Source organism: Vibrio comitans (genome assembly GCA_024346835.1).
Taxonomy (GTDB): Bacteria; Pseudomonadota; Gammaproteobacteria; order Enterobacterales; family Vibrionaceae; genus Vibrio; species Vibrio comitans.
The window spans coordinates 818,256-837,753 of sequence record AP024867.1 but is presented as its reverse complement, the minus strand read 5'-3'; the positions used below and the strand labels follow the sequence as shown (position 1 = coordinate 837,753).

Below are 19,498 nucleotides of genomic sequence, written 5' to 3'. Positions count from 1 at the left end.
ACCAAAAAACCTTGCAGGATTTCAATACAAATACTTCACCACGAGTCTTTATATGTATTTTATAACAAGCAAATAATTACTTTTTAAAAATATATTTTAGAGACTTATTAGGCTATTAGCTCACGTGTATTAATAGACTTATGTCTTCATTTATATACGACTGCACTTTACCGGTAGTAACCTATCTCTAGAAAAGTGATGTATGATAAAAATATATGAGCAAAGAAATATTGCATCGAACAATGAGAGTCACCTGACAATGAGCTAGGTAAGATTGGCTTCAATGCCCACCTTGTGACCTACGCTCAATCAGCAAAGCATACGAATACACGGTCAACGCAAATACGGCTTGCCGATATTGTCTCAAGACTTTTGTGCATCGCCATCTTAGTGAGCTCCTAGATCGGAACACTAGTCTACGTTTGCAAGGAAGAGTTCATAAACAGAGATATGCTCTGATTCGCACAGTATGCATTACGCATACCGCGAAGATTTTCAAACTGGTACGCACAAGAGGAGATCAACTTAGTTTGGTAGCTAAATTAAGAGAGTTTGAGGAATATGGTTTCGAAAGTTAGTGACACAATCAGATATCTTCTTTTCTTGCCTACATGCCCCCTAGCTTAGTGCTGTAAAACTATAAATTGTGCCGTAGGAAAAACAGGGGCATTCTCTATGCTCTTTGACCTGAAAAAGAAAATGCAAATAGCCCCTAACAACACTGTTGCTAGGGGCTATTTTAGCCTTAGAATCCAGTTATCCAGTTTTCGTAAACACTAGAGACAAACAAAAAGCAGGATTAATTACACGGAAGAGAAAGCGGATAACTATCAAATAAATAGCCATCAAAATTGTCATCATCTATATCTGAGAATCTCAATAATGCCTCTTTGACATTCTCTAAGTGCTGCCACATTGCTTTCTTTGCTGCTTGACTATCTTTTCGCTGTAGAGCCATCAAAATTGCGCTGTGGTCTTCGAGCCATTTAAGGCGATAGGCAGAGCTTTCGATATGAGTATGCAGCTGAGCCCACATTTTACTCTCTGCTCGACGTGCCCACATAGCTGCAGATATTTCAATCAACAAGGTGTTCTTGGTCGCATTTGCAATCAATATATGGAATTGCTTATCCTGCTCGTCACTTGGTGCTCCGGCTTCGACCAGTTCTCGTTCTTCATTGAGAATCTTACGCATCTCAAAGATTTCTGACTTAGTAATGTTGATCGCGGCAAACTCTGCAATGTTGCTTTCTATCAGTTGACGTCCTTGAAGCATTTCGAAAGGACCTATGTCCCCTTCGGTAACATTAAACCCTAAAGAATCATGACCTTCCGCACTTGTTGAGCTGCTTTCATCTGGTTTAGCCATCAGATATACACCTGATCCTTTGCGAACTTCTACCAAGCCTTCAAGTTCTAGCATTATGATCGCTTCACGAATCACTGTTCGACTTACACCATACTGCTCACCAATCTCACGTTCAGTCGGTAGTCGATCACCGACTTTATACTTGCTTGATTGAAGCTCATTGCGAATGTTTTTGCCTATTGCGACGTATCTTCTTCCCGAATCCGACATAACTTACACCCGATAAAACTAATAAATAATTGACGAATATACTAAAAATAGAAATGCCAATGAAGTATACAAGTCACAATAGTGAAATAGTTGGTAATTCATTACCCAAATTGGCTCCATGATCTTACTTCTTCTAGGTTCTTCGTCAACCGGCATTACGGGAATTCAGCTGAAAAGCGGCTAGCTCCCCCCTCCGAAAGCTCATTTACTACTTATAAATACGTTCAGAAACCCAAAAAGCACACCAAAATCGTGATCTTCATTACAATTGGAATTCCAAAGCTGCATTTCACATGGATCTGGTATGCCAATTAAGATACTAATAGAAAGGAATATGATATTTCGTGGCCAAGAACACCAATGAAAAGCTCGTGATCTGAAAGCCGAATTATCGCCAGCTTCACATTTTTCATGAGTAACTAGCCACCAAAAATGGAGACATAACGTGTCTAAAATTGTTCTACTTCAACACAGAGAGCAAAAGATAATTGAAGTTGTCATGTCATTACTTGAAAACCAAACAGTTTTTGAGTTGAAGATGTCTGACGTTGCCAAAGCAACCTGCTGCTCAATGGGCGTAATCTATAGCCACTTTCCGAGCAAGGAGGACCTACTTTTAGCCTGCGTATACAACTTAATTGAACAAGAACTGGGCTCAATTAAGCAGCTTTTAACCACAGAAAACGATGCTCTAGACCAGATATTAATGGCAAGTATTGCTTTTTGGATGACAGCTGAAAGCCAACCCAATAATTATACCCTGAAGCAATTTGCTATTAATCCACATGTTTGGAATGCAGCAACTATCACACGAGTGAATGCGGTTTCGAAGTTGATAAATGAATTCTCAACTCACCTCCATGACATCAGTCACCAGTTATTCAATCAATCCAATATCGGAACGGCTCAGGACGATGCTGACCAATTTATGCTTGGGTTATTTGGTTTAACGATCGGCCTTTATCAACAGCATATCTCCGAGTTTGGCGGCATTATCAAGCTGAAATGCAACACAGGAGAAGTCGAACAAAATCACTACAAGCTTTTACTTATCAGATACTTGCACAGCTGGGGTATTGATACTAACGACATTTATAAAAGATTTGAGCGACTGAATAATAAAACCAGAAATGCTTTGTTTCTTGAGCAAAAACAATCTCATCTATCAGCTTAATTTTTTGGCAGTAGCGAATAATATTCGCATAATATTCACAGGAATCTATATGTGCACAAAAATAAAATACCCTCAGTTAAAACATACGAAAAAACTGCTAGCTGTACTAGTTAGTGTCCTTGTTGTCGGATGTAAAAGCGAATCAGATCTAAATGGGGCAATTGTTGAACCCCCCTTACCTCGCCCAATAAAATTAATGAAACTAAAGCCATCAGGCTTCGAAAATGTACAACACTTTCCTGCCACTATCACCGCTAATCAAGAAGTCGAGCTCTCCTTTCAGGTTTCCGGGCTTTTAAAAAAGTTTGATATCAAACCTGGCGATACCGTAAAAAAGGGGCAACTTCTTGCAGCGATTGACGACCGAGACTACAGAAATCAACTTGCTATGCGTGCAGCAGATCATCAACTTGCTCAAATGCAATTTAACCGCATCAGTAACTTATTGGACAAAAAAATGATCTCTCATGCCGAATTCGACAACGCTTCGGCACAACTCAAAGCAGCAGAAGCCTCTTTGCGCCTCGCTCAAGACCAAGTCAAAGACACGAGAGTATTTGCTCCATTTTCAGGTCAAATTGCTGCAACAATGACTGAAAATTACCAATATATTCAGCCTCAACAAACCCTTCTTTTATTGCAGGACTCCGAGGAATTAAACGTTGCTATTCAACTACCTGCATCAATACTTAACAATTTGCACAAAAGTAACGTCAACCCTAATTATCAGCCGACACTATTGCTTAATGGCAAAAATCAGACCCACGCTTTTCCTATCACTTACAAACAACATTCAACTCAAGCAAGTCTCGGAACTCAGTCCTATGAAGTTGTATTCAGCCTACAGAATCCAGAAGACTTGACGCTTTACGCTGGTATGGGAGCAACTGTAAGTATCGACTTCAATCAAGCTATGACCACAACTAAGGTTACTGATTATTATCAAGTTCCTCTCAACGCAGTAATTGCAAATGATGCCTTGGGTACCAACCAAGTTTGGGCATTTAACCCTAGTACTAATACTATTTCAGCCAAGAACGTATCAATTGGAGAAATCGTCGGTGATTCAATCTTTATTTCCGGTGACTTACAGCCAAATGATCTTTTAGCTGCATCTGGTTTAACGAGCTTAACTGAAGGGATGCTTGTCAAACCTTTAGTGCGTGAGCGAGGGTTATAGCCAATGAACCTTGTTGACTACACATTAAAAAACAAAGTGATTAGCTGGCTTGTTGTGGTATTACTCATCGTAGGAGGGAGCGTATCATTCCTTGGTTTGGGTAAGCTAGAATTCCCAGAATTTCCCATTCCGCAGGCAATAGTAAATACGGCTTACCCAGGAGCATCAGCAGAGCAAGTTGAAGAAGAATTAACGCTACAGCTAGAGAAAGTAATTCTAGAAATAGCGGCTGTTAAGAACATTACATCCTACAATTCTCCCGGCTTGTCACAAATCCTAGTAGAGTTAGACGAAAAGTTTCCAGTAAGCGCTCACCCACAAGCGTGGGCGACCCTACGTAAAAAAGTAGAAGATCTAGAACCTAATCTACCGCCTGGAGCACATGCTCCCCAAGTAATCGATGAGTTTAGTGATGTTTACGGCGTCCTACTCAATATCACCTCCAGCGATTATAGTTATTCTGAATTAGAGAACTATGCTGACTTCCTGAAACGTGAACTAATAATGCTCGATGGCGTGGCCAAGGTGAGCATCCAAGGGCAGGTAGCGAAACAAGTTATTGTAGAGCTAGAACAAAGCGATCTCTTTGCTCTAAATCTAGACCCAAACTGGATCTTTGGCCTATTGAATAACCAGAATGTGGTCTCCAATGCCGGCGCTATGATGATAGGCCAGCAGTCTGTGCGCTTTCACCCTACCGGAGAGTACAACAACTTAGATGATCTAAAACAATTGATTATTAGTCCTCCTGGCCAAGATAACCTAATTCGCCTAGGGGATATCGCAAAAGTCACCTATCAATACGAAGAAACACCTACCAATCTATACCGTAGCAATAGTTTGCCAGCTATTTCATTTGGTATTGCATTTCAATCATCGGTCAACGTAGTTGATGTTGGTAATGCAATTAAGCAGAGGTTAGCAGAGTTAGATAGTGAGCGACCTATCGGAGTAACCATTGAGTATGTTTACGACCAATCCGCGGCAGTAGATGCATCTGTTAATGACTTTCTCATTAATTTATTAGTATCCGTTGGGATTGTCATCGTCGTACTGCTTGTCACTATGGGCCCACTATCTGGCCTTATCATGGGTGCAGTACTACTACTGACGATACTTGGTACCTTCATAGGGATGAGCCTGCTTAATATCGAAATTCAAATCATCTCTTTGGGCGCTTTAATCATCGCTCTAGGGATGTTGGTAGACAATGCTATCGTCATTACAGAAGGTGTCCTTGTTGGCCTTCAGCGAGGCTTGTCTAAGACAGAGGCAATCAAGGAAGTTGTTTCACAAACGCAATTTCCACTCTTGGGAGCTACAGCGATTGCAATTATTGCATTCGCCCCTATCGGGCTTTCACCTGATGCTACAGGTGACTTTTTAGGTTCTCTATTTTATGTACTCTTGATTGCTCTGCTACTTAGCTGGATATTTGCGATAACATTAACGCCTTTTTTCTGTGACTTGTTGTTTAAGGATCAGATAAAGAATAACCAACAGCAGTTAACTAAAGACCCGTACCAATCGTTATTATTTAGAGGCTATAGAAAAATCCTCTCTGGTGCATTACGCCATCGATTTATCTCCCTTGCGACAACTCTTGCTGTTCTTGCTAGTTCAATAGTAGGTTTTGGCTACGTTAAACAGGCATTTTTCCCTCCATCAAATACACCGATTTTCTATATCGACGTTTGGATGCAAGAAGGGACTGATATCAGAGCGACGTCGACGACTTTAAATGATATCGAACGTCAGATACTGAGTATCGAAGATGTAGTACAAGTCACTACTGTGTTGGGGATGGGCGCGCAACGCTTCTTGCTCACTTATCAGCCAGAAATGGTTTATGGCAGCTATGGACAATTAATAGTAGAAACAACGGACCTTGAGACTATAGAAAAAACACTACCTCTATTACGACAACAGTTGGAGGATTCATACCCCGAGAGTCAGTTTAAATTCAAACTGATGGCACTCGGTCCTGCGCCATCGGCTAATATTGAAGCTCGTTTCTACGGCCCCGATCCTTCAGTGCTACGTTACCTAGCGAACCAAGCCATAGAAATAATATCTCAAGAACCTTCTGCAATAGAAACTCGTCATTCCTGGCGAGAAAAAACGCTTGTTGTTCGCCCTCAGATTGATACCGCAGCAGCTCGTCGAAGTGGGGTTACAAAACAAGATATTGATAATACGTTACGTATGAACAGCAGTGGTGAAGTCGCAGGGATCTACCGTCAAGGTGCTGATTTACTCTCGATACTGGTAAAAGCTCCAGAAGCCAACCGCAACAACATTGATCGCATAAAAGACAGCCTTGTCTGGAGTAGCGAACAGTCGACATACATACCAATAAAACAAGTAGTGAGTGAATTCACCACTGAATACGAAAACTCGCGCATCGTCCGTCGTAATCTGCGCCGCATGATTACTGTTATGACCGACGTGACACCATTCACTGACGATACTCCCGAGTCCGTGCGCCAAAAACTCATCAACAAAATAGAGGGCATTGAGCTTCCTGAAGGGTACACCTTTGAGTGGGGTGGTGAATTTGAACAGTCAACAATGGCACAAGAAAACCTGTTTAGCTCGCTGCCGATGGGGTATCTGGCGATGTTCCTAATTACTGTGTTTCTCTTTGGCACTATACGCCAAGCGTTAGCTATCTGGATGACAGTGCCTCTCGCACTAATTGGTGTTGCATTTGGTTTATTAGTGATGGGAATCCCGTTCACTTTCACTGCACTACTCGGGTTACTGAGCCTCTCAGGCATGATCATCAAAAATGGCATTGTATTAGTCGAGCAAATCAACATAGAAAAAGCAAAAGGGTTTTCTATTCAAGATTCAGTTACGCGCGCGAGTGTAAGTAGAATGCGTCCAGTTTGTATGGCCGCCATTACAACTGTACTTGGTATGGCTCCTTTAATATTCGATGCGTTTTTTGCTTCTATGGCGGTCACTATTATCTTTGGTCTGGCATTTGCCACAGTGCTGACTTTGATAGTTTTGCCTGTGATCTATTCACTACTGCACCGTGTCCGATTTTCCTAATTACACCAACTAAACTTTGGCGGTGCTTGCTATTTGCAAGCACCCCCTATGGAATCTGTTACATGAAATCCTTATTCAGATCTCTCGTCTTACTCCCATTAATATGCGTTTACTCAGTGGTTTTTTCCTCGTCCAGCAGTGCTGAAAGCCTTAGTAAAATTTACGAGCAAGCTAAGCAATATGATAGCGTTCTACTACAAGCAGCTGCACAAAGAGATATTGCTTTTCAAGCTATTGACTCTGCTCGAGCACCTCTTCTTCCGCAAGTTAGCCTAGCAATAAACTATGACATAGCTCGCTCAGATGACTTTACATCCCATGAAATGAATACCTTTAATGCCGGCGTTGGCTTTTTTCAACAGCTGTATGACCGAACTAGTTGGATCAATTTAAGTCAATCAGAGATGGCGGCTAGGCAAGCGGACGCTCAATATGCTGGGCAGAATCAACAACTCATATTTCGTGTCACCAATGCTTATTTCGATGTGCTGAAAGCTCAAGACAATTTGACGTTCGTTCAAGCAGAGAAGCTTTCCGTCAAGCGCCAACTTGAGCAGATCCAACAGCGTTTTGCCGTAGGATTATCGGCGATTACAGACGTGCATGATGCACAAGCTCAGTATGACTCAGTGCTAGCCAACGAGGTGATTGCTAAAAACCGTGTTGATAACAGCTTTGAAGAACTGCGACAAATAACGGGCCAGCAATATGTCAGCGTCAATGCCTTGGATGTAGATCGTTTTCAAGCCCACCCGCCACAACGCCCGATCCAGCAATTGGAGCAAGAAGCTCAACAAAAAAATCTAGATCTCCTTGCAGCTCGCATCAACAAAGATATTGCTAAAAGCTCAATTAGACTCGCTAGTGCAGGTCACCTTCCTTCACTTAACTTAGGGGGAGGTGTCAATTATGTAGATACTAGCGAAACCTATCTTGGCCTCGGAGATGCATCCGGCGTCACATCTAATATAGCGATAAGTTTTGACCTACCAATCTATTCAGGTGGCGCTACCAGCTCCCAAGTGAAACAAGCGGAACTAGGTTATATTTCAGCAAGCGAGCAACTTGAATTCACATATCGTGATGTATCAAAGGAGCTTCGCCGCTCCCACAATGATATTTCCGCCAGTGTCGAGGCAATTAGGGCCTATCAACAAGTAGTGACTTCAGCGCAAACCGCACTTGAAGCTAGTGAAGCTGGATTTGAGGTAGGATCGCGCACTATTGTTGATGTATTAGCGGCCACACGCAACTTATATGATGCGAATCAAAGTCTTGCAGACGCACGTTATAATTACATTGTTAGCTCACTTCTACTCAAGCTCTATACTGGAACCCTTAGCGAACAAGATATTCTCGACATTAACAATGGTCTTACTCGACGTAAAAACTCGACGTAAATGACCATCTTACGCAATAAAATTCCTAGACGTACAATATCTTGAAGCATTGGAAGTATAAGTGAAAGAGACTAAAAGATATATTGGCCGCCAAAACCGGCAAAAGGCTACTCAGACCAGAGCTGATATTCTCAATGAAGCCTATAACTTATTTTCTAGCAATGGTTTTGAAGGCACTTCATTACGAATGATTGCTAATCATTCTGGTGTCACTCATGCGACAATAACTCATCATTTTGGTTGTAAAAAGCAAGTCTATCTTGCTGCTATTCAAGAATGTGCTAATCAATATTGTTCGACAATACAAACTATCGCTAACAAGCATAGCAACCAACCTAACAAAGCATATTCATTCAGTGGCCTTGTGAGTGAGCTATTACAAACAACTATTAAGTACGCGGGACTCTTTCGTTTGCTTGGTGCAGTTAGATGTGAGGACTTCGAGGAATATGCATGTATTACCGCGAAGATTGATACAGCACACGAAGAGTTACTACCACTTTTTGCTGATTTGAAAAGTCGTTCACCTCATTTAAGTCGCCTATCATTTAACTCATTTATTTTATTGCTTATCGGCACAGTATCGGTGCCGATAATTATGAAAGAATCTCACAATGAAAGCCCAAGTGCTCAACAACTCGAAAATAAGGATAGAGGAAGTATACTAGAGGCATTGCTTTTTTAGCTTTGCCTTATCGAATTTGATATCCAAGGCTTGGCGCAAGGTAAGTACCCATTTTACAGCCATGATGCACAAAAAATGGCTTAGTTAAAAACTAAGCCATTTTTATATAAGAGAAACTCAAAGAATTAAGTTTACTTATTATAGAAAGCACGCTTTAGTGCTACTTCAAGGCCTCGCACCTCTGCCAAACCTTTCAAACGTCCAATGGCTGAATACCCAGGATTTGTCTTCTTATTTAAATCATCAAGCATCTGATGGCCATGATCTGGACGCATTGGAATCAAGCGCTCATCGCCTTTCATCGAACGACGTTGCTCTTCTTCCAAAATTGCATTCACCACGTCATACATATCAACGTCGCCCTCTAAATGGGCTGCCTCATGAAATGTCATAGGATTGCTTTCTTCACGCTGAGTAGAACGCAAATGTGTAAAGTAGATGCGATCGCCGTGCTTCTTGATCATTCTTACCAAGTCATTGTCACCACGAACTCCGTAAGAACCAGTACACATTGTAAGACCATTCATTTTACTTGGCACATTCTCGACCAACCAATCAACATCTTCAATTGTTGAAACAATACGTGGTAAACCCAGAATAGCACGTGGTGGATCGTCCGGGTGAATCGCCATCTTCAATCCATGGAGCTCACAAACTGGCATTAACTGAGATAGGAAAAACGCCAGATTCTCACGAAGTTTATCCTTATTAATGCCGGCATAGCGATCTAATTGAGCTTGAAATTCTTGTAATGAATAGCCTTCTTCAGCCCCTGGTAGCCCAGCAATAATATTGTCTGTTAACTGCTTGATATCCGCTTTGGACATGTTTTCATAGTATTCTTGAGCCTGCAGACGCTCTTCTGGTGTATAGTCTTCCTCTGCACCAGGACGCTCTAAAATTTTCATTTCAAAGGCAGCAAATGCAATTTGATCAAATCGCAGAGCTTTAGAGCCATCAGGCAATTCGAACTCAAGATCAGTGCGGGTCCAATCAAGCACTGGCATAAAGTTGTAGCACACTGTATCAATACCGCACTCAGCTAGATTTCTTAGTGTTTGCTTGTAATTATCAATCCACAACTCGAAATCGCCAGTTTGTGTTTTTATCTCTTCGTGTACAGGTACACTTTCGACCACTGACCAAGTCATTCCTTTAGTTTCAATTAAAGCTTTACGGGTCAAGATTTCCTCTTTACTCCACACTTGACCGTTTGGTATGTGATGCAACGCATTAACAATACCTGTTGCTCCTGCTTGACGAATATCATCTAACGACACGGGATCATTCGGCCCGTACCAGCGCCATGTTTGTTCCATAAATCAACCTTTTAGCTTTAGTAATAAAAACAAGATGTTTTTTCTCAATAACCCAATGGTATACCAAAAGAAAACATCCAAACACAGCTTGAGATTGAGGTGTATCAATGGATTCGTCAATTACACACGTTAAATTGGTTGAACGAGCTCACGAAAAAAGCACTATTTTTGGTATACCAAAGCAATTGTGATCGCAATCACGCATACCAAAATAAGTTTTCAGTTATAGTACAAACCTTAATTGGTAACCCTATCTATGCATTAGCTAATGATTTTAGCGTGCATTTACTCACTTGAAGTTGGTTTGCCAAAAGCAAATGAGTACCAACTAAACAATATAGGGCACATCTTTCGTTGATCCTCGTGATTGGAATTTAGTACAAACGGTGAACAGAATGACACAAACAACAGCAACTCGTTTCTCTACGTTGAAACAACCTCAATATTTACGCTCTGCACTTAAAAGCCGCATCGTACACTTAGGCTTTGGCGCTTTCCATCGAGCTCATCAAGCCTTATTTACTAGCGAGATGTTAGAAAAAACTCAAAGCGATTGGGGCATTTGCGAGATCAATCTCTTTGGTGGAGAAGCTCTTATTGAACAATTGCGCGAACAAGACCACCTATATACTGTTGCAGAAAAAGGGGCTGATAGTACTGAGATAAAGTTAATAGGTTCGGTCACAGAGTCTCTTCACCCAACCATGGATGGTAAACAATCTGTCCTAAATAAAATGACTGAAGAACAAGTAGCTATTGTTTCTATGACGATTACGGAAAAAGGCTATTGTGCCGATCCAGCTACCGGACGTCTTGATAAAAACAATCCCATAATTCAACACGATTTACACCACCCACAAACTCCGGATTCAGCAATCGGCTACATTGTTGAAGCTCTGCGCCTAAGAAAAGAACAAGGCATAAAGCCTTTCACTGTTATGTCTTGCGACAATGTACAAGAAAATGGCCACGTAGCACGTTCGGCAGTATTAGACTTCGCTAGTCTGCTAGATCCTAAGTTAGCAAAGTGGATTGAAGAAAATGTAACCTTCCCATGCACCATGGTGGATCGCATCGTTCCGGCTGCGACTGAAGAGACACTACAAGAAATCGCACAACTTATTGGTCATGCAGACCCATGTGGTATTGCATGTGAACCCTTCCGTCAATGGGTCATCGAAGACAACTTTGTAAATGGACGTCCAGATTGGGACGTTGCGGGAGCTGAGTTTGTTGCTGATGTAGTACCGTTTGAAGAAATGAAATTACGCATGTTAAACGGTAGCCACTCCTTCTTAGCTTACCTTGGCTATCTCGGCGGCTATGCACATATTTCCGACACCATGACTAACGCTAACTACAGCAAAGCCGCCTTCGATATGATGCTTAAAGCCCAAGCGCCAACACTACAAATGCCTGAGGGAACAAACTTAAAATCATATGCAGCACTATTAATTGAGCGTTATTCCAACCCGAGTTTAAAGCACCAAACTTGGCAGATAGCTATGGATGGAAGCCAAAAAATTGCTCAGCGTATGGGAGGTTCGCTTCGCCATCACTTAGCTAACGATACCGATTACAAATGGTTGGCATTAGGAATTGCAGGCTGGATGCGATACGTCTCTGGAGTAGATGAAAATAATCAAAAGATTGACGTTCGAGATCCAATGGTCGCACAGCTGCAAGAAATCACGGCCCAGCACGGATTAAATAAATCGGTAGTAAAAGAATTACTGGGTATCGATGCCATATTTGGTCAAGACCTAGTGGAAAATCAAGCGTTTGTAGAACAAGTCACCGACGCCTACCAAGTTATTCTAGACAAAGGCGCGCGTGAAGCGGTCGCTTCACTGTAAATATAATAATTTATCACTCGCTCTTCTCAAAGGAGCGAGTCATTTGGAGTACGATAATGAAACAGTTTCTATGCGAAGACTTCTTACTTGATAACGACGTCGCTCGAGAGCTTTACCACAACTACGCTAAATCGATGCCAATTTATGACTATCACTGTCATCTGAATCCTCAAGATATCGCTGAAAATCGAAAGTTCGACAACCTGAGCCAAATCTGGTTAGAAGGCGATCACTATAAATGGCGCGGTATGCGCAGTGCTGGAATTCCAGAGTCCCACATTACAGGTAAATCCACATCGGATTACGAGAAGTATATGGCCTGGGCAAATACTATCCCAAAAACTCTAGGGAACCCTCTTTATCACTGGACGCATCTTGAGCTGCGCCGCCCTTTCGGCATATCTAACACACTCTTTGGTCCTGATACCGCAGACTCGATTTGGAATCACTGTAACGAACTTCTATCAACTCCAGACTTCACCGCCCGTGGCATCATGAAGCAGATGAATGTTGTAATGGCGGGAACCACCGACGACCCAATCCACTCACTAGAATACCACCAGCAAATAGCTCAAGATGAAAGTTTTGACGTTGAAGTAGCACCAAGCTGGAGACCTGACAGAGCGTTTAAGATTGAGCTTGATGGATTCCCTAGCTATATGCGTGAATTGGGTGAGTGTGCGGACGTAGAGATATCAAAATTTGAGCACCTTCTCAATGCTTTAGAGAAACGCTTAAATCACTTCTCAGATTGTGGATGTAAGGCGGCAGATCACGGCATTGAAGTGATGCGCTTTGCCACTCCTCCATCAGACAAAGAGCTAGATTCAATTTTGTCGCGTCGTTTAAATGGCGATATTTTGTCAGAACTGGAAGTTGATCAGTTTACAACTGCCGTTCAGGTTTGGCTTGGTAAGCAGTATGCGAAGCGTGGATGGGTAATGCAACTGCATATGGGCGCACAGCGTAATAACAGCTCTCGATTATTCAATTTGCTCGGAGCCGATTGTGGCGTAGATTCTATTGGTGACCAACCATTTGCGCTACAACTTGCTCGTCTATTAGATGCCATGGACCGAACTGATGAGTTGCCTAAAACCATTTTGTACTGCTTGAACCCACGAGACAACGAAATGTTAGCAACCATGATAGGTAACTTCCAAGGCGGCGGTGTTGCTGGCAAGATCCAATTTGGCTCAGGATGGTGGTTCAACGACCAGAAGGACGGTATGGAACGCCAGATGTTACAGCTTTCTCAGTTGGGACTTCTAAGCCAATTCGTTGGTATGCTGACTGACTCTCGAAGCTTCCTATCCTACACTCGCCATGAATATTTCCGTCGTATTCTGTGTAATACAATCGGTAAATGGGTAGAAAATGGTGAGGCACCGTACGATATGCCGATGTTGAGTAAAATGGTCGAAGACATCTGCTTCAACAATGCCGCTAATTACTTCAAACTGCCGGAAGCATAAGCATGAAACGCATAGCGATTCTTGGCGAGTGCATGATAGAGCTGAACGGTGAGCCGTTTGGCTCAATGAAACAGTCCTATGGCGGAGACTCCCTCAATACCGCAGTGTATATGGCGCGCGCTGCCGGTCACTATCTCCAAGTACAGTATGTATCTGCTCTTGGTACAGACAGTGTCAGTCAAGGAATGAAAATACGCTGGCAAGATGAGGGGATCAATACTGAGTTAGTACTCACTGACAATGATCGTCAACCTGGGTTATATCTCATTCAACTAGATGACAAAGGTGAGCGCACTTTCCTGTACTGGCGCGATCAATCCCCAGCTCGATTTATGCTTCAACATCCTAATTTCTCTGGAGTTGTCAAAGCACTAAACGGGGTGGATATGGTATACCTTAGCGGTATTAGCCTTGCCATTTTACCTGAGCAAGACAGATACCTAATGATCGAATTCCTTAAGGAATTGAAATGCCAAGGCACTGAAATAGCCTTTGATTCTAACTACCGACCTGCGCTTTGGAGCAACGTAGATGAAGCAAAGCATTTCTATCAACTCATGTATTCAATTACCGACCTCGCCCTTGTCACTAATGATGACGAGCGCGCTTTATGGGGTGATAGAGATGAGACCTCAACACTCAACCGTTTAAAAGATCAAGGTGTAAAGTGCCTTGTTTTAAAGATGGGGGCAGACGGGAGTCTCTTTAGCGACTTTTCTACAAGAGAACAGCTGTTTGTACCAGCAACGTCAGTGGAACAAGTCGTGGATACAACCTCAGCGGGTGACTCTTTTAATGCTGGTTTCATCAGTGGATGGCTTGCTTATCTGTCTCCAGAAGCATGCTCAAGACAAGGGCACTTATTGGCTGGAACGGTCATTCAACACAAAGGGGCTATCATTCCTAACAGTGCTATGACTCATATTAAATTTAATCCCTAGGACATCTCTCATGACTACTCTTGTTGAACAGCTATCAGCAATCAAAGTAATACCCGTAATTGCCCTTGATCGTGCAGAAGACGTAATTCCTCTAGGCAAAGCACTGGCTGAAAATGGCCTGCCTGCTGCAGAAATCACCTTCCGCTCAGACGCAGCTATAGAAGCTATTCGTCTGCTTAGAGAATCGCAACCTCAAATGCTCATTGGTGCGGGTACTGTATTAAATAAATCTCAAGCAGTTGCAGCAAAAGAAGCCGGCGCGACCTTCGTTGTCTCCCCTGGGTTTAATCCAAATACCGTACGATCTTGTCAAGAGATCGGAATTGATATTATACCTGGAGTGAACAATCCAAGTGTTGTAGAAGCGGCTTTAGAAATGGGACTGACAACATTGAAGTTTTTCCCTGCTGAAGCTTCTGGTGGTATCTCGATGCTTAAGTCTCTTTTAGCGCCTTACACTCAGATCAAGATTATGCCCACCGGAGGGATAAACCCTCAGAACGTGAACGATTACCTTTCACTAGATCGTGTTATCGCCTGCGGTGGGACATGGATGGTAGATAAAAAACTTATCGATACCAAGAATTGGTCCGAGATCGGCCGTTTAGCACGTGAAGTGGCTCAATTAGTTCGAAATTAGTAATAAAGTTGCCTCTTTTGGCTTGCTACCCTTTACTGGGTGCAAGCCTTTTTTATATTGGATTAAGCCTAATACAACGAGCTATTGATACGTACGTACAAAAATACTCTTTCCCCAATATGACTACAAGAGGAGGCCGTTGGGTGAAGATAGAACATGAAAATATGAAAGTAGCCGTCTCATTTCGACTTTTGGGCAATGGGTAAAATATTTGCTACTCGCAAATAACAAGATTTTTAATATCAATCGTTCACGCTTTGGTTTGCGTATTGAGTTGGAGTGCTTCCCATTATGTCTTTAAAAACCTTACGAAAATACGCCGATGAACAAAATCCAAGCTGTTCAGCTAGCGCGTCCACCGTGAGTTGTTTACCTGCTAGAAAGGGCAAAGACTCTTGAATCTTAAGTCGATTGGTATATTTAGATACCGTATGCCCTGTTTCCTTTTTGAATTGCCTTGCTAAATGCTCAGGAGTGACATCCAATTGACTAGCAATCTTAGTCAAACTCACCTTATTACTTAGGTTACTTCGCATCTTTTCAATAGCTAAACGAATCAATGGTGAGTGTTGGCGAAGATTATAACGTTGAACGAGTTTGCAATAATTCAACGGAATTTTGTAGCTCAAGGTTTCAATATCCTTTGAGCTGTTACAGCCTTCGATTTCTCTAACATGCTGTATTGATAGTGCCTCTACGATCTGAAGGCTTACCCCACCAGCAATAGCCGCTCTTGCAGCTATAGAGTTCGATGATACTGCCAAATACTTTCTATCTTGAAGGCTACTTTTTACTCGCGTCGGCATTCTTAGTCTGTCAACGTTCTCTTCTAGTATCCTAAGGTATGTTTGCTCATCCCCCATCGATATTGCTTTTGTCCAACGTTTCTCAATTTCAAATCTCAGTTCTAGCCTGCTTGCCTTAGAAAACTTATCCAACTCCTCTCCAAGATCAGGCTTTTCGTTCAAACCTCTGTTGCTCGGCTTAGAACACGTTTGCACCTCGATCTCTTTACTGGTTAAGAAACTACCAAGCATCTTACCTAAACCCTTCAACTTAGTAGGTTCAAACACAGCTCTGTGATCCAAGTAGGACTCAAGCAAAAGTTGTGACTCTAAGTCTAGATCTAGGTAATTTAACGCATTCGAATAATCAACTCCTTTCCCGTATTTCTCTATACAGAATGGTCCATATACGTATGCAACTTCATGCCAATGAATCCCCAAGTAATAACTATCAAACCACCCTTCTAATAACCTGACTTTGTGTTGCTCAGGCATTTGTTCAAGTTGCTTCAATAGTTGATTCGCTTCATGGACAATAAACTGAGGTTGATTGGTTAAATTTAATTCATCAAATCCAAGTTTTACTGACGAAATACGCAACTCTATATTAGTTAGGCTTTGAACTAACTCCATCTTATCTCTAAGTTGCTCTAACGTGACATTGCTCATAATTTCAATATTTCACTTCTTGAACATCAACATAGTATATAAAAATATCAATTGCATTGATATTAGATGTATTGCATATCCTTAGGATTAGGAAAGTCTCATCAAACAACAACCGCGGAGCAAGTAAATGAGCCAACGTATCAATCTAAACTCTAACTGGCTTTTCATTAAGCAACCTTTTGAGTATGAAACACTTCAGATAACCGACCCACAACAGTTTGACCAAATTAACCTACCCCATACCTGGAATGCTATCGATGGAACAAATGGCGGTGACAATTATCACCGCGGGTTGTGTTGGTATAAAAAGACAATACAAATCGAATCAATTGAGGATACAAAGCACTACTTCATCGAAATTGGAGCAGCCAACAGTGTCGCTAACGTCTACTTAAATGGAGTGCATTTGGGCGAACACCAAGGTGGTTACTCATTATTTCGATTTGATGTCACCGACAGCCTTATAGAAGGTGCTAATGAATTATTCATCAGTGTTGATAACTCTCATTATGAAGACGTTTATCCACTGTTTGCTGATTTCACTTTCTATGGTGGTCTCTATCGTGATGTGAATTTAGTGATTGCTGAGGATATACACTTCGACCTTACCGATATGGGATCAAGTGGCGTCTATGTTTCGCAACGAAGTGTGACTAATCGTAAAGCATCAATAGAGGTCAAAGCCTTAGTTACCAATAACACCCAAAACACCCCGGTGCTTGAGGTAGAATTTGTTGATCGTCAGGATCAAGTGGTTGCGCATGGCAAAACATTAGTAGAGAACCATATCTCGACCATAGATCTCGTTATAGATGATCCAATACTTTGGCAAAGTGTCGAGAACCCCTATTTGTACGAATGCCGAGTTCGCCTTTCTATCGGCGGAGTTCTAAAAGATAGTCTTAATATCCAGACTGGTTTGCGTTATTTCGAATTTAACGGAAAAGACGGTTTTGTTCTTAATGGTAAGCCAACAAAAATTCGCGGTGTAAGCCGCCATCAAGACCGAGAAGCTATCGGTAATGCATTAACAAAAGAACATCAGATACAAGATATGCAGCTGATCAAAGAGGTTGGTGCAAATTCTATTCGACTGGCCCACTATCAGCATAGTGACTTCTTTTATGAGCTATCTGATCAGGCTGGAATGATTATTTGGGCTGAACCTCCACATATATCTAAAACCTCAGATACAGACTTACAAGGCAAAAATGCAACCAATCAAATGCGTGAGTTGATTAGACAGACCTATAATCACTCCTCAATTGTGCTTTGGGGAGTTCAAAATGAGATTGGTATGATGCCAAACGAGCGCCCACTACTTGATACCGTTACCCGCATGCACGACGTAGTTAAACAGGAGGATACAACGCGCCTTACAACTCAAGCACAGATTATGATGATTCGTGAAGATGACCCAGCTAACTTTGCAACGGACACAGTGGCCTTCAACCAATACCATGGTTGGTATATCGGTGAGACGTCTGGATATGAACAATTCATTCAAGATTTTCGAAAAGCTAACCCCAATGGTTGCTTAGGATATTCAGAATATGGAGCCGAAGGTATCATTGACTGGCATAGCGATGACCCTAAGGTAAAGGATTATACTGAAGAATATCATGCAAAGTACCATGAAGAAGTATTAGCCATTTTTGATCGCTATGATTACGTCTGGGGAAGTTATGTGTGGAACTTCTTCGATTTTGGCTCAGATATGCGCAATGAGGGGGGTGTAGCTGGCCGCAACAATAAAGGTTTGCTCACTTTTGATCGTGCTATCAAAAAAGATGCATTCTACTTTTACAAGTCAGTTTGGAGCAATGAGCCTGTTGTACATATCACTTCAAAGCGTTTCAAAGAGCGCCATCTAGACAATATCAAAGTTAAAGTTTATTCCAACCTAGAAGGACTAACACTGACCAACAATGGTCAAAAAATCCCACTACTTAAACGTGAAGGCACAGGCAACCAGACAATTCATTGGTTTGATGTAGCTTTATCAGCGGGTTACAACCGTGTTGAAGCACAAGCCCAAGGTATTATTGACGTAGTTGAGTTTCGTAAAGTTGCACAGCCAAACCAAGATTACATATTGCCGAAGGACAAAACGGGGGGAATATTAGACGACATGTTCAACTTCGACAATGATGACAACATTAAGAATTGGTTCTCCGATTCTATTGAGGAGGCTAAACTTCCTGAATTAGAGTACCCAGAGGGGCGACTATCTATTCGCAATAAAATATCTGAAATTATGACTCACCCAGAAGGGAAGGTCTTGATGGAAGAGTTGTTTAAGCCTTTATTAGAGCATGAGAAAGCACAAATGGCATTTGGCATGCCATTTGAATTTATTGTAAGCCTTCAACCAGATCGCTTCCCTAACAAGCTTGTACATCATTTTAACCGCCGACTGAACGAACTCTCCATAATCGAAGTCGCTTAAGACCCACACTTAGAATGAGAGCCCTTCTTCAATCAAGAGTGGGCTTTCATTTTAATTAACACTATAAAACACAATCCACAACAATCTCAAAACACATAATAACCAAGCACTTACAGTTAATATATCAGCACATCATAGCCAACAAATACTAAAGGGGTAACTTTAGTAAACATAATAGAGTGCTCGACATTTTAATGCCTAGTATTTTCAAATAAGGAAACTCTCATACTTTGAAGTTGATCGCTTTGCTAATAAAAGAATGCAATGTGCGTCATAATTTTGGAAT

13 protein-coding genes are annotated in these 19,498 nt (G+C 41.8%); 10 read left to right on the top strand and 3 right to left on the bottom strand.

Annotation, left to right across the window (positions count from 1 at the left end):
* Positions 1 to 799 precede the first annotated feature (799 nt).
* On the bottom strand, positions 800 to 1,579 hold the full coding sequence (locus OCU46_RS17535) for a GntR family transcriptional regulator (protein ID WP_141271552.1): 780 nt from the start codon (positions 1,577 to 1,579) through the stop codon (positions 800 to 802).
* A 445-nt stretch (positions 1,580 to 2,024) separates the two neighbouring features.
* Between OCU46_RS17535 and OCU46_RS17530 the strand changes: the two genes are divergently transcribed.
* From OCU46_RS17530 to OCU46_RS17510, 5 genes are all read left to right on the top strand, one after another.
* Positions 2,025 to 2,753 carry a TetR/AcrR family transcriptional regulator gene (locus OCU46_RS17530; protein ID WP_141271553.1) on the top strand — a complete coding sequence of 243 codons (729 nt, stop codon included), beginning with the start codon at positions 2,025 to 2,027 and terminating at the stop codon, positions 2,751 to 2,753.
* Positions 2,722 to 3,933, top strand: coding sequence for an efflux RND transporter periplasmic adaptor subunit (locus OCU46_RS17525; protein WP_167495391.1), 1,212 nt, complete (start codon positions 2,722 to 2,724; stop codon positions 3,931 to 3,933). Before OCU46_RS17530 ends, OCU46_RS17525 begins: the two co-directional genes overlap by 32 nt.
* 3 nt (positions 3,934 to 3,936) lie before the next feature.
* Positions 3,937 to 6,993, top strand: a complete 3,057-nt coding sequence (locus tag OCU46_RS17520; protein WP_141271555.1) for an efflux RND transporter permease subunit — start codon at positions 3,937 to 3,939, stop codon at positions 6,991 to 6,993.
* A 62-nt stretch (positions 6,994 to 7,055) separates the two neighbouring features.
* Positions 7,056 to 8,393 carry an outer membrane channel protein TolC gene (gene tolC / locus OCU46_RS17515; RefSeq protein WP_141271556.1) on the top strand — a complete coding sequence of 446 codons (1,338 nt, stop codon included), beginning with the start codon at positions 7,056 to 7,058 and terminating at the stop codon, positions 8,391 to 8,393.
* 61 nt (positions 8,394 to 8,454) lie between these two features.
* Positions 8,455 to 9,078 carry a TetR/AcrR family transcriptional regulator gene (locus OCU46_RS17510; RefSeq protein ID WP_141271557.1) on the top strand — a complete coding sequence of 208 codons (624 nt, stop codon included), beginning with the start codon at positions 8,455 to 8,457 and terminating at the stop codon, positions 9,076 to 9,078.
* A 131-nt stretch (positions 9,079 to 9,209) separates the two neighbouring features.
* Here OCU46_RS17510 and uxuA read toward each other — a convergent pair whose 3' ends face one another.
* Positions 9,210 to 10,397: a mannonate dehydratase gene (uxuA, locus tag OCU46_RS17505; protein ID WP_141271558.1), complete on the bottom strand. Its 1,188-nt coding sequence runs from the start codon at positions 10,395 to 10,397 to the stop codon at positions 9,210 to 9,212.
* A 395-nt stretch (positions 10,398 to 10,792) separates the two neighbouring features.
* Here uxuA and OCU46_RS17500 point away from each other — a divergent pair, with 395 nt between their 5' ends.
* The 4 genes from OCU46_RS17500 to OCU46_RS17485 are packed head-to-tail and all read left to right on the top strand — an operon-like array spanning position 10,793 to position 15,309.
* Positions 10,793 to 12,253 carry a fructuronate reductase gene (locus tag OCU46_RS17500; protein WP_141271559.1) on the top strand — a complete coding sequence of 487 codons (1,461 nt, stop codon included), beginning with the start codon at positions 10,793 to 10,795 and terminating at the stop codon, positions 12,251 to 12,253.
* A gap of 56 nt (positions 12,254 to 12,309) precedes the next feature.
* Entirely contained in the window at positions 12,310 to 13,728 is a 1,419-nt protein-coding gene (gene uxaC, locus OCU46_RS17495) for a glucuronate isomerase (protein ID WP_141271560.1), read from the top strand.
* A gap of 2 nt (positions 13,729 to 13,730) precedes the next feature.
* Positions 13,731 to 14,669 carry a sugar kinase gene (locus OCU46_RS17490; protein ID WP_141271561.1) on the top strand — a complete coding sequence of 313 codons (939 nt, stop codon included), beginning with the start codon at positions 13,731 to 13,733 and terminating at the stop codon, positions 14,667 to 14,669.
* A 10-nt stretch (positions 14,670 to 14,679) separates the two neighbouring features.
* On the top strand, positions 14,680 to 15,309 hold the full coding sequence (locus OCU46_RS17485) for a bifunctional 4-hydroxy-2-oxoglutarate aldolase/2-dehydro-3-deoxy-phosphogluconate aldolase (RefSeq protein WP_141271562.1): 630 nt from the start codon (positions 14,680 to 14,682) through the stop codon (positions 15,307 to 15,309).
* Positions 15,310 to 15,551: 242 nt separating this feature from the next.
* On the opposite strand, the gene OCU46_RS17480 is transcribed toward OCU46_RS17485, so the two are convergent.
* The gene (locus OCU46_RS17480; protein WP_141271563.1) at positions 15,552 to 16,763 is read right to left on the bottom strand and encodes an AraC family transcriptional regulator; all 1,212 of its coding nucleotides are present in this window, start codon (positions 16,761 to 16,763) and stop codon (positions 15,552 to 15,554) included.
* 127 nt (positions 16,764 to 16,890) lie between these two features.
* On the opposite strand from OCU46_RS17480, the gene OCU46_RS17475 reads away from it, so the two are divergent.
* Positions 16,891 to 19,212: a glycoside hydrolase family 2 protein gene (locus OCU46_RS17475; RefSeq protein WP_141271564.1), complete on the top strand. Its 2,322-nt coding sequence runs from the start codon at positions 16,891 to 16,893 to the stop codon at positions 19,210 to 19,212.
* Positions 19,213 to 19,498: the final 286 nt, after the last annotated feature.

Excerpts from the sequence above, each read along its gene's own strand:
- OCU46_RS17535 (WP_141271552.1), bottom strand. The coding sequence starts at position 1,579 with ATGTCGGATTCGGGAAGAAGATACGTCGCAATAGGCAAAAACATTCGC.
- OCU46_RS17520 (WP_141271555.1), top strand. The coding sequence starts at position 3,937 with ATGAACCTTGTTGACTACACATTAAAAAACAAAGTGATTAGCTGGCTT.
- tolC (WP_141271556.1), top strand. The coding sequence starts at position 7,056 with ATGAAATCCTTATTCAGATCTCTCGTCTTACTCCCATTAATATGCGTT.
- uxuA (WP_141271558.1), bottom strand. The coding sequence starts at position 10,397 with ATGGAACAAACATGGCGCTGGTACGGGCCGAATGATCCCGTGTCGTTA.
- OCU46_RS17500 (WP_141271559.1), top strand. The coding sequence starts at position 10,793 with ATGACACAAACAACAGCAACTCGTTTCTCTACGTTGAAACAACCTCAA.
- uxaC (WP_141271560.1), top strand. The coding sequence starts at position 12,310 with ATGAAACAGTTTCTATGCGAAGACTTCTTACTTGATAACGACGTCGCT.
- OCU46_RS17490 (WP_141271561.1), top strand. The coding sequence starts at position 13,731 with ATGAAACGCATAGCGATTCTTGGCGAGTGCATGATAGAGCTGAACGGT.
- OCU46_RS17485 (WP_141271562.1), top strand. The coding sequence starts at position 14,680 with ATGACTACTCTTGTTGAACAGCTATCAGCAATCAAAGTAATACCCGTA.
- OCU46_RS17480 (WP_141271563.1), bottom strand. The coding sequence starts at position 16,763 with ATGAGCAATGTCACGTTAGAGCAACTTAGAGATAAGATGGAGTTAGTT.
- OCU46_RS17475 (WP_141271564.1), top strand. The coding sequence starts at position 16,891 with ATGAGCCAACGTATCAATCTAAACTCTAACTGGCTTTTCATTAAGCAA.